This window comes from Paraburkholderia sp. SECH2, from assembly GCF_030464795.1.
Classification (GTDB): Bacteria; Pseudomonadota; Gammaproteobacteria; order Burkholderiales; family Burkholderiaceae; genus Paraburkholderia; species Paraburkholderia aspalathi.
The window spans coordinates 150434-164882 of the sequence record NZ_JALPRH010000019.1 but is presented as its reverse complement, the minus strand read 5'-3'; the positions used below and the strand labels follow the sequence as shown (position 1 = coordinate 164882).

Below are 14449 nucleotides of genomic sequence, written 5' to 3'. Positions count from 1 at the left end.
GCTTTGCCCAGTCTGACGGCGACTACACCACAGCCATACCAGCCCTTTCCCTTCATCGCCGGAAGGGGCCAACCGAGCCGTTGCACTGCATCTTTAGCCTCGGGCTGGGCGTCGTTGCCCAGGGCCATAAGCAGGCGTTGGTAGGAAAAGAAGTGGTGAACTACGGTCCCGGCCAATCGATGCTGACAAGCATCGACCTGCCTGTGATCTCGCACGTCACGCGCGCGAGTATTGAGGAACCGATGCTGGGCCTGATGCTGACACTGGACAGCCGTGACATCGTGAAGACAGCTGCGGAGATGCAGTTGCCGGCTCCGCCTCGAACACCTGCCTTCACGCCCATCACGATCGAAACCCTTGACGATGCCTTGATCGGCGTCCTGATCCGGCTGATCGAATTGCTGGACCAACCGGCATTGGCTCCGCAATTGGCGCCGCTCTTTCAGCAGGAAATCATCGTGCGGCTTCTCGCTGGCCCCCACAGTCCGCAGTTGCAGCACCTTGCGGCCAACGGATCGCCGAGCCAACAGATTGCCAGGGCCGTGAGATGGCTCAAGCAGAATTTCTCGAAGGGACTCCGGGTGGATGACCTGGCCGCGCACGCGCACATGAGTCCTTCAACGTTCCGTCAGCATTTCCGCAACATCACCGGAACAAGTCCTCTGCAATATCAGAAGCAGTTGCGCCTGCAGGAAGCGCGGCAGTTGATGCTCAACCTTGGCATCGACGCGGGTAGTGCCGCGATCCAGGTCGGCTACGAAAGCGCCTCGCAGTTCAGTCGCGAGTACAGCCGTCTGTTCGGCGCGCCTCCCCTGCAAGACGTGAGGCGACTGCGGCTGTCGTGATGCGCACGTTCACGACCGGCAGGAAGCGATTGTTGACGATCCAGGTCACGGGGTCGAACGGCTGTTTGTGGCCGCCGACTGCCCGATGCCGACGGCAGAGGCCGCATCGTTCCCACCTCAGTTGGTTTCCGCACACGTCACCACCGCTGTCCAAACCGGCCGTTCCGCCGCACGCCGGGAATTTCATTTCTCAATAATTGGGCGCGCGGCGAAAATCGGCCTATAGTATTCGTAATATGAATCGTCAATGACCGTACGCGAAAACGAAAACAGGAAGCCGGGGGGCTTATGGAAACGTTGATCGACGAGGAGATAGCGCACATCGCGCGGGTGATGAGACCGTCGCTGGTTGGCGGCCCTCTCGGTCCTATACTGCCTGCGCAATACTGGCGCTGGCGACTACACGGGCTCCTGGACGCACCGCACCTGACGCGGGTCCAGCTTTGCGCGCTCGACTGCCTGTTGCTGCAGCTGGGCGCATTTGAAGTCAGCTTCAAGAGCCGACCGTCAGTAACGAGCGAACCGCCATCGGGGCGATTCCACGCCAGAAACACCTCCATGTAATCATCAGCCGCACCTGAAAACCCTGCAAACTGACTTTAACGGCTCAGTTCGACCAGCAGACTTTCCGTGCCCTGCGCGTTGCAAAATTGCGCCAACACCGCTTAGAGCGCCCTGCTCTACAACGCCTCGCCGAGGTTTGCCACGATAACGGGTGTTATCCCGGCGGTGCCTCCCACTTCTCCCGGGCACGGCACCGGTCATGACGGCTGCTGTCGCCTCAACGCCACTCCGGCTGCAGGCATAGCCAAGCCGAAGTGTCAGTCGCCTCGAAACCGGCACCGTTTGGTGCACGCGCGGCGCGGAAAAGCTTGGCCTCCCTGCCGCTCGCAGATTTTTCATAAAAGAAATGACCAACATTTGAACAATCGTGCTTTTATTGCTCGTGCACCAACAACGGTTCACGACACGCGCCGAGGCCCGACAGGCCATCACCGAATACATCGAGATCTTTTACAACCGGCAACGCGAGCAGGCGCATCTCGACTATCCGTCGCCGCGACCTTCACGCAGCGATTTTATAAAACGCAACTTGCGGTGTAACCCATTGCTCTCCACTATTGACGGCGGACCTCATCGTTGTGGGTGGCATTGAGATGATGCATATGATCCGCAAGGGGAAAATGAAATACGCCAAAGGAATCGGCGGGTCAGCCGCAAAGCAATTCTATTCCCTCGCCTCATAAACGATCGCGACCCACGCACTGCGCTCGCCCCTCCGTCCTTATCGCGACGGTGAGCGCTCTACTCCCGCTCGCCGCGCTTGCACGGCATCTGAAACCTTGCCTGCTGCATCGCCATGACGATGGAAGGGCCACCGATGAGATCGAGTAGTCGCCTCATGGGTCAAACGTCTGCTTCCATACGACTTAGCGCCGGCACGATGCACAGCGTCATACGCGCGTCATGCGTTGGCGCCTCGCGCCGCCGGCTTCAGCATTGGGTCGAAGGCGGGTCAAATGGCTCGCAATCATGCCGGCCACAATTTCCGCAACCGTCTGCGCGCCGAGTGGTTCGTCGCAAAGCAATTCGACCGTCGCGTAGATAAGATCCACCGCGATGCGTCCGGCAAGTCGCAACTGCTCGACATCAGCGTCCGGAAACGCTGCCGCCATCACGGCAGTTTGCTCCTGTGTCACGCGCGAGTGAGAATGAAGACGCAGTTCCTGCAACGTCGGCACCGCTCGCAGGGCACGCAGGATCCAAACGCCGCCCTGCGTCCGCTCGGTGACCGCATATGTATCAATTATCAGGCCCCGCAATGCCCGCTCGAGGTCCTGCGTCGATCCCGTAAGCGCCGCCGGCGTGATCCAGTGCGGGATCAACTCGTTCTGTCGATCCATCAACCGTTCCCCCAACACGCGCAGCAACGCATATTTATTGGGGAAATACCTGTAGAGCGCGGGCGGAGTCAGACCGGCGCGCTCGCATACCAGGTTAGTCGACAAGCGCTCGATGCCGACGTCAGCCAGTGTCTGTGCGGTGACGGCAATGATGCGTTCGTAGGTTTCGGTTGCGCGCTGCTGTTCCGGCTGCTTCTTTGCCTCGAGCGATGGCGATGGCCGCTTCGCGGTTCGGGTGGTACGGGCTTTTTTCGTCGCAGTGGCCACTGAATATCCTTCGCCGGTCGCGACCGCTGCGCCCCGGCATGTCGGCGTGAAAGGTAATCATGATTATATCCCCACCGCCTGTCGCCGACTCCCTATTCGCTCCATCGCGGCCAGTCGCGGCCGCTCATCGAGCATTCACCCCAATCCGCACCGAGCACCGCCGCAAAAAGGCCTGCGCGCCAGTTCTGCGAGGACTATCAACGTTCTCGCCGCGCTTTCAGCACGGGGTTATCCCCAATTAGAAAATACTTGAATCACAAATTTTTCGCCTATACGATAGTCTTCACTACCGTTGAGTCACCTGATTGTTCGTCCGGAACTGAGCGCCTGCGTCGGATGCTATCGGCGAACACAGAGCGTTGGTAGCAGTCTGGAAACAGTGAACCTGACGACTGACATCCTCTTCGCAGCGGCACAAATTACTCATTTAATTAGGATATCGATATGTATGCAAAACGCCTTGTATGCTGCCTCATTCCGGTCATCGCGGCGACGACGCTGCAACCGGCGTTTGCCGCCGGCCCCGATGACGCAAAGGGCCTCTGGCGCTCTGCGGATGGCAACGCTGTCATCGAGTTCAAGGCGTGCGCAGACGAACCCTCTTCGTTGTGCGGCACGATCGTTTGGGATAAGGACGCCGGCACGGCCTCCGATACATGCGGCGTACGCATCGCAAAGCTCAAGCGCTATGACGACGACGCGTGGCGCGATGGCTGGGTCTTCGACCCACGCACAAATAAGCATTACAAGGGTGCGGTCCGTATTAACAGTTCGCGCCTCGCCGTGCGGGCATACATTGGCACGGAAATGCTGGGCGAAACCGAGCAGATGACGCGCGAGCAATCGCTGCCCGCATCACCCGTCTGCAAGCACTAGCCTTCGTGCCAGAAGAAAACCATGAACACAACACTCTTTTCGCGCGTCTGGCCCGTCTTCATAACTGCCTCAGTCATGTGCACCAATGCACGTGCCGACGACATGGACATCGCCAGCTACTCCTTCACCCCGTCGGCTACCCTGATGTCCGACGTCCGCACCAGGGGCGTCTCCGACTCGCTGAATGGACCCGGTGCAAGGCTCTCTATTGAAGCCGCCCATGAAAGCGGACTGGTCGCCGTCGCCGAAATTAACAACGTAAGCCGTAAGGAGTTCACGAATGGCAACGGCACCGACATTACACTTGCTGGCGGCTGGCGCTTCGGCAATCCGGACAAATGGCACTTTGGCATAGGCCTCGCAACCGAGATTTTTCCAGGAGCGAACTTCGACTCCCCGCAAGCCTTCGACTTCGTGAACCAGGTGCCGACCAACGTTACCAGCACCCATTACAACACCGACTACGCGTTGCTGGAATTCGGCTATGGCAACCTTCAGGGCCGTGCGATCGACGTCATCTCGAAGACCTATCGCGGGGCAAATACCGGCGGCGTGTGCGGCGCAATGCTGCAGTTCAATGCCGACCCCACGCAAGCGCTCAATTGCTATGCCAGAGGCAACCATGGATCGCGCGGCACCCTGCTCTTCGATCTCGACTACCAGTACGCGATACGGGGCGACACCACGCTGAAGCTGCACACCGGCTATCAGAAAGTGGCGAATTTCCCGGAGGCCAACAGTTTCGATTACAGCATCGGAATCACGCACGTCAGATGGGGATTTGAGTGGAATCTCACCTGGGCCGCTGCAATCGTGAGAACGCCCGCGCTCTTCGCCGTTCAGGATGGCAACGCCGTCAAGTCGACGTCCAAACCGACATTCCTCGTGTCAGTCTCGCGCAAGTTCTGAGGCGCCTCACGCCTCAACTGGCTGACGACGTCCAGCAAGAACATCTCGTCGTATACTTCAACAGTCAGGGGAAAGTCATGGAATCTATTCAACCCACCGTCACGAGCCGACAGCCCATTGTCGCGGCCCTGTCGATAGGATCGGTTGCGCTACTGATGATCGGCCTGCAGCCAATTCTGCTTGGCGCGATGGTCGATACTCGACACGCGACCCTCGAGGGCGTAGGCGTCATCGCGATGAGCGAGATCGTCGCACTCGGGATCGGCGTCGTGCTTGGAGACGCGCTGCTGCCCGTCGGCAGACTGCGTATCATCACCCTGCTCGCGGCCCTGATCATTTCCGGTTTCGACGTCCTGACCGCAAGGCTGACAGGCGACACAGCGCTAGCTGCCGTTCGTGCGGCAGCAGGTCTTGGCGAAGGCGTACTGGTATGGGTAACCACCTGCGTCATCGTTCGTTCTCGCACTGCCGACCGGCTGGCCGGCGTCTTTCTCACTGTCCAGACGCTCGCACAGGCAAGCGTGGCCGCGGTATTTGCCCGTGCGGTGATTCCTCACGGGGGCTGGCAGGGCGGCTTCGCCATGCTGGGCGCACTGGCGCTCGTCCCTTGTGTGCTTTCGCTACGGCTGCCCACTACGCTAAAGCCTATCTCGCACCATGCCAGCCGGCCGTTCGTGTGGTCCGTCATATCCGCGATGCCGCTTCTGATCGCCTTCGTCCAGATGGCAGCAATCGGTTCGCTATGGGCCTACCTGGAGCCCATCGGACAGCGCGCCGGTCTAGATGCACAAGCCGCCCAGACCGCAGTGTCCGCCGTTCTCTTCACGCAGGTAGCAGGCGGTATAGCGGCGGCCGGCGCGGTCAGATACGTCGACAATATGCTGACCCTGATCGGCGGCGCAATCGCACTCGCGTTGATCCCAATCGGCATGCATGTGCTTCCGGCTGGGCATACTGCCAGCTTTATCGCGCTGTGCGGCGTGTTCGGCTTTGTATGGCTGTTCCTGATGCCGTTTCACATCGGCCTCGCGTTGCGGCTCGATCGGAGCGGGCGCGTCGCGACGCTCGCGCCCGGCGTTCAACTGCTAGGTACCGCGTTTGGACCGCTCGTCTCGTCGTTGGTCGTCAAAGGTGACGATGCCAGTCCGGTTCCATTCGTCACACTAGGCTTCTCGTTCACCGCGATAGTCGTCGCGACCACCGCATACATACTTCGTCGGCGTTCAGCGTGTGCGCCCCGCACGCTGGAAGAATCGAACGCGCACTAACAAGCGTCGATCAACGGCAGTTACTGCGTGACATCATCGGGACCGGTGAAATCGTCAAAACGTATACCCGAGCGACGTGAAAACCGTGGCCCCCGTTCTACGCTGAACGACGGGGCTATCAGCGACGATGTTCGTATAGCGCGTAACACCCAGTGTCAGATCAGCGGACCAATGCTTGTCAAACGTGTGGGTCCAGGTGGCCGCGAGGGAAATGGCGTAGAGTCCCGCTCCCGGCGTGTAACGCCTGAGACCAGAGTTAACGCTCTGCGACGGCGTCACGCCAAAATAGGTTTGATTGTACTGACCGTCGCCCAACTTCGCGTCCATATCCATGACAATCGAATCCACGGCAGTCTGCAAGGCCGTACTCTCCAGCCCAAATTGATACTGATTGCCACGCGTGTGCCCATCAAGGCCGAATTCGGCCTGTGCATTCACTGAAAGCCATGGGGTAATTCGCTGTGAAAGTGTGACGGTACTGGTAACTGTTCCTTTCACGTCCCCCATTCCCTTCAGATAGTCCGAACCCGGGCGGAAGAAGTCCTTCTCGTCTGCGCGGCCGTAATCGTAGTTAAATGTCTGCGATATATAAAATCCAGACACCGTCTGATATTGCACACCGGCGCCACGAATGAAGTCCGCGAAAAAGATGCCGCGACTGATATTAAATGTCGGTAACACCTCAAAGCGAAAATCTCGAGCGCCCATGTACCGCTGGTCAACGCCGGCACCCACTCCGATGCTGACGTCAGTATGCGCGCCAAGGATTTCGCCGATCGTCGATGTCTGCGCAGCGTTGTCGGCGGGTGTCTGGGCCTGCGCTGTTGTGGAAAGCAGAACAAGTGTACCCATTGCGGCCAGCAGTGCCTGCGCGGCAACGCTGGCTGGTTTGAAAGACCGATACATTAAACCTTCTGATTGTTGCGGGTATGAGCAATGGTCCAAACTATGCGGCCTCGCGCTAAGCCGATTGAGACCGAACGCGTTGACTCAGATCTCATTGACAAATAATCCGATTCTTGTTTAGTGGCGCCCCGTCATTCGTGCCGCCGCGATTGCCAAGCAAGCGAAAGCTGCCTTGTCGCTTGCCATCACACCTTTGCGAGGAAATCCACAACGCGCTGCACGAGTCGCGTCTTCAGTCGGGTGTACGGGGGAAAGAACAATCTGGCCGTCAGGAACCTCCCGCCGGTCAACACGGCCCGTTCATGGGAAAACGCCTTGAATCCGAAGAAACCGTGCGCATTGCCGATCCCGGCCTGGCCGACGCCTCCGAACGGAAGCCCGCTGTGCGCGTACTGCTGCAGGCAGTGGTTGACGCATGCGCCCCCCGAACTCGTTTGCTGCAGCAGACTATCTATCGCGGCATCGCGGCGACTCCACATATATAGTGAGAGCGGTTTGGGGTGGGCATTGATATAGGCGATCGCTTCGTCGATCGTTTCGAACTCGATGATGGGGAGTATCGGGCCGAAAATTTCCTCATCGCAAATACGGGCACGGGGCGTGACGTTGCCGAGCAGCGTAGGCGCGACGTAGCGCTCGGCGTGACAATATGACCCGCCCGATATCAGCTGCGCGCCCGTAGCGAGCGCATCGTCCACAAGCGCAGCGAGACGCGTGACGTGACCGGTCGAGATGATCCTCGCGAGATCCGCGGTCGTCGCGATCTGGTCGCCGGCTGCGCCGAAGTGGTTTTCGATTGTCTTCCTGCAGCGTTCCACAAAGCGGTCGCGAACGCTGCGATGGACAAGCAGATAGTCCGGCGCAATGCACGTCTGCCCGGCATTAACGAGCTTCGCCCAGATCGTGGTTTCCGCTGCACGCTCGATGTCCGCGGTTTCGTCGACGATGACGGGTGATTTACCACCCAGCTCCAGCGTGACGGAACTCAGATGCTGTGCGGCCGCAGTCATGACTATCTTGCCCACCGCGGGGGAACCGGTGAAAAAAATGTGATCGAAAGGCAAACCCAACAGGGCCTGCGCGGTCTTCACCCCGCCTTGAATCAGCGCGACCTCATCGGGCGCGAACACGTCGCCGATGAGGTCCGCAATCACCGCGTTGACATGCGGCGTGAGTTCGGATGGCTTGATGATGGCCGTGTTGCCGGCGGCAATCGCCGAGATCAGCGGGCCGATCAGCGTGTTGACCGGATAGTTCCATGGACTGACGATCAGGCAGCGGCCTCGCGGCTGATAGACGATTCGCGCCGCCGTTCCCAAGGTGGTCAGCGTCGGCTGCACGCGGATCGGACGCATCCACTTCCGTAGATGCCGGATCGTATGGCGTAATTCGTCGACGACGGGCAGGAATTCCGTCAGTTCGATTTCAACGTGTGGCTTACGGAAGTCACGGGCAAAGGCTTGGTAGAACGCCTGGCGCCGCTGCAGCAACGCGGCGCGCAGGCGTCGAAGTTTGTCGATGCGGTCACCGGCGCTGGACCGCCGCAAGTTCAGGGCGACCGGCCCCTGAGCGTGGAAGTGCTGTTCGAGAACAGCCAGATCAGGGTCGTGTACGTTCAGGTGATCCATAGGCGCATGACGGGAATCGTGGAATTGCGATAGACAGTTGTGGTGTTGGGGCGTGCCGGTCGGCTGCTGCAGCCACGGTCAGTAGCCGCGACTCTCTGGCGGAAGCACTCCGACCGCGAACGATTCGATTGCGCGTCGCTGGTCTTTGCGAAGGCGCCCGTTAGCGACGAAGCGCACGAGCCACGGGAGCCGGGTCATGCGGCTGCCTGCTGCCGCCGCGAGCACATAGGCTTCCGCGCATTTCTCGAACAGCTCGGCATTCAGCGCCATGCGCTGGCAGGTCGTACCCAAACACACAGGCCTGCCCTTGAACAACACGGCATTGCCTCCCCGCTGCAGCGAATGCGCCAACTGACCGACGTTCGCGATTGCGGCGCCCATTCGTCCGAGATGCCGCGCCTGTTCGTCAAACAGGATCGGGATCGCACCGGAAAAATCGGCAAGGCAGTTGCCGTAGCGACCGCCGCCGTATGCAATTGCGCCGACGTCGCTGCGCAGCCGATAGATAGCGGCATGGACTGACGCGATGTCGTCGGCGTGATCGCAAACGTCGATCGACAGCCGCTGAGCGGTGTTGTCCAGAACGTTGCCGAAAAGCATGCTGCGTGTGCCGGGACAGCGAAGCGATACGCTCGGTGCCGGCCCCCCCTGCTCGCGGCGCAGGAGAAGCTGTTTGTCGCACAGCCGGGCCTTGATTTCGAGCCACTGTGCGGTTAGTAGGTCACGTATATCCATCGCGTTAGACCAGTTTGAAGACATCGTCGAATCGGTTGAGCGCGTCGTCGATCACATCGTCAGTATCGGCCAGGCTCGTGTAAATGCGGCTGCCGGCGAGCGTAATCAGACCGTGTGCGGTGTAGGCGGCGCCCATCTCTTCCATCATGTGCTTTCTGCCCTTCGCTTCTTCCTTCACGCGCAAAAGCTTGAGCAGACTACTGGTGTCAAGAAGCAGCACGCCGGATGTCTGCAGGTGGACGATCGACCCCATGTTGTAGACGACGTAGGGCAAGCCGAGCCGGTCGATGATTTCCTCTAGCCCCCGGCGCAGCCTGTCTCCGGCGCGTCCTGCCTTGCCGGCCGCGTCCACCCGCTCGGCCTCGAGCAGCGCATAGTAGCCCGCCACACAGGAAAGCGGATTGGCCGACAGCGTGCCACCGACAAACGCCCGTTTCGACGTGGTGCCAATCCCACCCACAAGCATCATCATGATGTCGCGGCGCCCGCCTATTGCCCCTGCCATCGGGTAGCCGCCGGTCAGGCATTTGCCGAGCACGGTAATGTCCGGCTTGACATCGAAATAGCCCTGCGCGCCGCCGGGGCCGAGCCGGAAGCCGGTCACAACTTCGTCGAAAATCAGCAGCGCACCGAATTCGTCGCAGAGCGCGCGCACGTGCCGGTTGTAATCCCGATGGACCGGCCGTGTGCCACTCTCGGGGCCGAGTGGCTCGACCATGATCGCGGCGGTTCCGCCGCGCAAGCGGTTGATCTGCAGCTTGCGCCGCAGCGCGTCGAGGTCGTTCGGATAGCATTCCTGCGTATAGCCAGTCGCGCTGCGCGGAATGCCGATCGCCTCCATCCGTCCGGTTCCGGGCAAGCGCATGCCGTATACGACCTGATCGCTCCAGCCGTGATAGGCACCGCCCACCTTGATGATCCATTTTCGTTTCGTGTACGCACGCGCCAATCTGATCGCACCCATGACCGCCTCGGTGCCCGAGCCCAGCAGGCGGACCATGTCGACTGCCGGCATCGACCGGCATACGAGCTCGGCCAGCTTCACCTCATATTCGTGTAGCAGTCCGGTTACCGGACCACACTGGTCCAGCACTTCATTGACCTTGCTGCGGATCGCAGAATGACTGGAGCCCAGAAGCGTCGGGCCGCCGGCTTGCAGGAAATCGATATAGCGGTTGCCGTCCACATCGGTCAGATGCGCGCCCTGCGCGCTGCTGATCGCGAGCGGGAACGGATGATTGAACGCGAGATTGTGCTGCACGCCGCCGGGAATAACGCTGCGTGCTTCTTCGGCCAGGCGCCGCGAAACGGTGCAACGCTCTTCGAAGTAACGCATGATCTGCGGCATCCGCTCGCGGCGGATCGGCCGCATCGGTTGTTTGACGAGCGCGTCGAAGCGCTGGTAAAGCGATGCGACGTCGGGCCACTCGGAGATCGCGGGACGGATGGCAGGCGCGGCGGCGCCGCTGTTCAGTTCGAGACGGCTTTCGATGGATAGTGAAGACATGGGCAGTCCTATGGCGGATCAGGCATCAAGCGTGGCAAGGACGCGGCTCAGTGCGGGCCGCAGTCGGGGAGTCGACGCGGCGCGCGTCGCGATCTGTTTGCGCAGGCGCTGACGTGCGAGCGTTTCGAGTAGTTCGACATGAAGCAGCGCGTCGTCGACGTCGACGCCACAGCAGAGCGCACCGTGGTTGAACATCAGGTAGGCGTTGATATCGGGCCGCACCTTGCGGGCGAATTTCGCCGCTAACCATCCGCTGCCGGACGGCGCATAGCCGACAACGGGAACGTACGAACCGAGCGCGGCGCGCATGGCGCCGTCAGGGACCGGGATCGAGCGTCCGTGCAACGCACATGCACTCGCAATCGGCTGGTGCGTGTGGATGCTGCAACCGACATCGCCGCGCGCACGGAGCACGCGCGCGTGCAGGCTGCTTTCGACCGAAGGTGCCCGGTCGCCCTCGATCTGCATGAGATCGTCAAGCCGCACTATGCTGACGTTCTCGGGCGTCATCGTGTGATAGTCGGTCGCCGACGGCGTGACCGCAAAGTGTTGCGAGTCGATACGAAGCGCGAGATTGCCACCGGTTCCGGAAAAATATCCGCGTCGGGACAACTCCAGACAAAGATCGACTACCCGTTGACGGTGTGCGAGCGTGTCTGTTTTCATGCTGTGGTCTCCTGAGTCCCGTTAAGACGTCGATAAAGCGGCGATAGCCGCTGCCTGATTTCCTTGAAAGTTTCGAAGTGGTCGTCATAGACCTGCCTGTTCTGCTGCCGCGGCTCATAGATCCGGCGAGGACGCTGGAGGTTGTGCAGATCGGCGAACCGCAACGCGCCGACGCCAACGCCGGCAATGAACGCAGACCCGATCGCATTGGTCTGGATCGGATTGCTCGGTTGCCAGATCGGATGTCCGGTTGCGTCCGCCATGATCTGGCACCAGACGTCGGACTGCGCGCCGCCGCCGACTGCCGTGATTGCCTGCGGTGCCGCGCCGACAAAACGGGTGAACGGTTCCAGCATCCAGCGCGTGTTGAGTGCGACGCCTTCGAGAAAGGCACGAATGATGTCTTCCCGCGAGTGCTCGAGCGACATGTTGATGAGACCGGCGCGAAGGGTCGGGTCTTCGACAGGCGTGCGCTCGCCGAACAACCAGGGCGTGTAGATCAATCCCCGTGCTCCGGCCGGCACGCGCGCGGCGATGACATCGAGCAGCGCGTAGACGTCCGGCTGCTCCTCGTCGCTGAGCAGTTCGTCCGGGTGGTACAGGATGCGATCACGCAGAAACGACAGATTGGCGCCGGCGGTTGATTGAAGCGCCATCGCCAGATAGCGGCCGCCCACGGCGCAAGGCACCGCTGCGATCCTGCTGCGCACGTCCGTCTTCATCTTGCTCACATGAGCACCGAGCCATGACGATGTGCCAAGGTAAAGGTGCGGGAACAGATCGCTGACGGCAGCGCCTACCGCAACGGCCGAATTGTCGACCGACCCGGCGATGACCACCGTGTTTGGCGGGAGGCCGAGCGTCGAGGCGAGATCCGGCAACACAGTGCCCAGTATTTCAGTCGACGGCACGATCTCCGGCAGCTTTTCACTATCTATGCCGAGCATCCGCAGCAGGCAGGCGTCGTAGCGAATGTTCAGCGGATCGCGATTGTCCGTGACCCAGGCCGTCAGCATCGAGTCGCGTGTCGCGCAGTAACGGCCCGTCATGCGCAAGTTCATGTAGTCCAACACGTTGAGGAACTTGTACGTGCGGTTATAGATTTCCGGTTCGTGCTCGCGGATATAGGCCATGTGTCCGGCACAATCCCTGCCGGACAATGCCGGAGCACCGCCTGAACGGCGAATCCATTGCCAGAGTTTCAGCGGACCGTAGCCGGCGACGTTGATCCCGCGTCCTTTCGCGCGACGGCCGATCGCGCGGGCGCCCCGCATGTCGAGCCACAGCATTGCGCGCCCGATTGCGTTGCCGGCACGGTCCACACAGACCGTACCTTCGCCCTGGGTCGAGCAGCAGATCGCCTCAACACGGCTGCGCAATGCGGCGTTGTTCGCGAGTAGCTCGCCGGCACTGTGCAGAAAGGCAGACCACCAGTCGAGCGGGTCCTGTTCCGCACATACGCCGCTCACATGCAGTTCGACCGGCTGGAATGACCACGCGTGCACGACGCCGTCCAGGCTGACGAGCGCGCATTTGCATCCCGACGTGCCGAGATCCACCGCCAGGATGATGCGATCGGCGGGAACGGCGTTGGCGTCTGAAATCTGAAGCAACATAAGTTATCCGAACTTGTTTTGATCCAGCCGTCCCGACTGGGAAAGCTGTGCGATATGCCGACGTCGCAATCGTTGCAAAGCTAACGGCGCGGGAAGCCCAAGTGAATCCGCGCGCTTACACCTCTCAATGCGACCGTAGTACGGTACGGGCTTCGATTTGGCAACAATATAGTCATAACTATCGTATGTCAATGACAAAAAATGCGAAGTTCGGCTTGGCGAACAGGAATGGTTAGTGGGGACGGGTTGCTGCGCGGTTGATCGCGCTCCGCGTGGAAGACGGCGCCGGCGCATGTAGAAAGCGAATCGCTAATTGAAGCTGCGACAGGCGGATGTAGTCATCGGTGCTATTTCATGGCCAAACATGCCGGCGGAGCAGTCGCGACCGGTAACGCATCTTCAGTGGCCACTGCGAAGAAAACAGCGCTCACCTCCAAACCCGCGAAGCGGGTGCAGCCACCGCTCGCGATCAAGAAACAGCCGGAACAGCAGCGCGCAACCGAAACCTACGAGCGCATCCTCGCCGTCACCGCGCAGACATTGGTGGGCGTCGGAATCGAGCGGCTATCCACCAGTCTGGTATGCGAGCCCCCGGGGCTCACGCCCTTTGCACTCTATCGATACTTCCCCAACACGTACGTGTTGCCAAGCGAACCTCGGGTGCGGTTGATGGAACGGGAAAACGAACTGATTCCCCAGTGGATTGCGCTCAAAGTGCTTCGAAGCTCGGTGCAGGACCTGGAACGCGCACTGTGCGGCCGTGACCTGAGCGTCGTCGACGTGTTCGAGCAGGAGCGCACCCATCTGATGCCAATGCCGACACAGTTTGACGGCTATGTTGAGCGCGCAGCACGGGTCTCGTCGACCTGCCTGGTGATGATTGCCCGCAACCGCTACTGAGTGCCATGCGAATTTGCAGGCCAGATGCTCGGCACGCAGCTCTATTCGGGCCGTGTTGTGGTTATGGTTGTGGTTGTGGGCGATGATGCCGTGGTGGCCGAACACGGGCGACTGGCCGCATTACATCCCGTCGATCCAGCGCAAGCCCGGTGCGTTGCGCAACGGTGCTCCGTTCCAAGATATGCCCAAGCCAATACAACGCCTGCGTCTGGCGTTACTACGCGAGCCAGGTGGTGACCGGGTAATGGCGAAGGTTCTGGCGCTGGTACCGGAAAGCGGTCTGGATGCCGTAGTAATTGCAGTCGAACTTGCTGTCGCGCATGCGTAGCGTGCAGATGCCGCCGAAGATCGATACAGCGTTGCAACTGGCAACACCGCCGCTGGCCGATACGTCGGGCTGCGTGCGGCACTACAGCCGCGGG

12 protein-coding genes and 3 pseudogenes are annotated in these 14449 nt (G+C 60.6%); 8 read left to right on the top strand and 7 right to left on the bottom strand.

Features of this window, described 5'->3' with window-relative positions; translation table 11 throughout:
• The 4 genes and pseudogenes from M0D66_RS26870 to M0D66_RS26855 form a co-directional block, all read left to right on the top strand.
• On the top strand, window positions 1-845 hold an 845-nt coding region (locus M0D66_RS26870), incomplete at its 5' end, for an AraC family transcriptional regulator (RefSeq protein ID WP_266212071.1).
• Between the two features lie 288 nt (window positions 846-1133).
• Window positions 1134-1409, top strand: a complete 276-nt coding sequence (locus M0D66_RS26865) for a hypothetical protein (RefSeq protein ID WP_266212070.1) — start codon at window positions 1134-1136, stop codon at window positions 1407-1409.
• Window positions 1410-1788: 379 nt separating this feature from the next.
• A pseudogene (locus tag M0D66_RS26860) lies at window positions 1789-1949 on the top strand (IS3 family transposase); the annotation flags it as partial.
• Between the two features lie 32 nt (window positions 1950-1981).
• A pseudogene (locus M0D66_RS26855) lies at window positions 1982-2092 on the top strand (IS6 family transposase); the annotation flags it as partial.
• Between the two features lie 207 nt (window positions 2093-2299).
• Here the strand turns inward: M0D66_RS26855 and M0D66_RS26850 are convergent.
• Entirely contained in the window at window positions 2300-3016 is a 717-nt protein-coding gene (locus M0D66_RS26850; protein ID WP_266212069.1) for a TetR/AcrR family transcriptional regulator, read from the bottom strand.
• Between the two features lie 444 nt (window positions 3017-3460).
• Between M0D66_RS26850 and M0D66_RS26845 the strand changes: the two genes are divergently transcribed.
• The 3 genes from M0D66_RS26845 to M0D66_RS26835 all read left to right on the top strand — a co-directional run bounded on the left by M0D66_RS26845 (window position 3461) and on the right by M0D66_RS26835 (window position 6069).
• Window positions 3461-3892, top strand: coding sequence for a DUF2147 domain-containing protein (locus M0D66_RS26845; RefSeq protein WP_266212067.1), 432 nt, complete (start codon window positions 3461-3463; stop codon window positions 3890-3892).
• A gap of 21 nt (window positions 3893-3913) precedes the next feature.
• Entirely contained in the window at window positions 3914-4801 is an 888-nt protein-coding gene (locus M0D66_RS26840; RefSeq protein ID WP_266212066.1) for a TorF family putative porin, read from the top strand.
• A 77-nt stretch (window positions 4802-4878) separates the two neighbouring features.
• On the top strand, window positions 4879-6069 hold the full coding sequence (locus M0D66_RS26835; RefSeq protein WP_266212065.1) for an MFS transporter: 1191 nt from the start codon (window positions 4879-4881) through the stop codon (window positions 6067-6069).
• Window positions 6070-6123: 54 nt separating this feature from the next.
• Here the strand turns inward: M0D66_RS26835 and M0D66_RS26830 are convergent, their stop codons facing one another.
• From M0D66_RS26830 to M0D66_RS26805, 6 genes are all read right to left on the bottom strand, one after another.
• Entirely contained in the window at window positions 6124-6975 is an 852-nt protein-coding gene (locus M0D66_RS26830; protein ID WP_266212064.1) for a MipA/OmpV family protein, read from the bottom strand.
• Between the two features lie 185 nt (window positions 6976-7160).
• Window positions 7161-8603: an aldehyde dehydrogenase family protein gene (locus tag M0D66_RS26825; protein WP_266212063.1), complete on the bottom strand. Its 1443-nt coding sequence runs from the start codon at window positions 8601-8603 to the stop codon at window positions 7161-7163.
• Window positions 8604-8681: 78 nt separating this feature from the next.
• Entirely contained in the window at window positions 8682-9338 is a 657-nt protein-coding gene (locus M0D66_RS26820; RefSeq protein ID WP_266212062.1) for a hypothetical protein, read from the bottom strand.
• A 4-nt stretch (window positions 9339-9342) separates the two neighbouring features.
• On the bottom strand, window positions 9343-10845 hold the full coding sequence (locus M0D66_RS26815; RefSeq protein WP_266212061.1) for an aspartate aminotransferase family protein: 1503 nt from the start codon (window positions 10843-10845) through the stop codon (window positions 9343-9345).
• 18 nt (window positions 10846-10863) lie between these two features.
• On the bottom strand, window positions 10864-11511 hold the full coding sequence (locus tag M0D66_RS26810) for a class II aldolase/adducin family protein (protein ID WP_266212059.1): 648 nt from the start codon (window positions 11509-11511) through the stop codon (window positions 10864-10866).
• On the bottom strand, window positions 11508-13127 hold the full coding sequence (locus M0D66_RS26805) for an FGGY-family carbohydrate kinase (RefSeq protein ID WP_266212058.1): 1620 nt from the start codon (window positions 13125-13127) through the stop codon (window positions 11508-11510). Before M0D66_RS26805 ends, M0D66_RS26810 begins: the two co-directional genes overlap by 4 nt.
• A 768-nt stretch (window positions 13128-13895) precedes the next feature.
• Between M0D66_RS26805 and M0D66_RS26800 the strand changes: the two are divergent.
• Window positions 13896-14419: pseudogene (locus M0D66_RS26800) on the top strand (IS21 family transposase); the annotation flags it as partial.
• Between the last annotated feature and the right edge of the window lie 30 nt (window positions 14420-14449).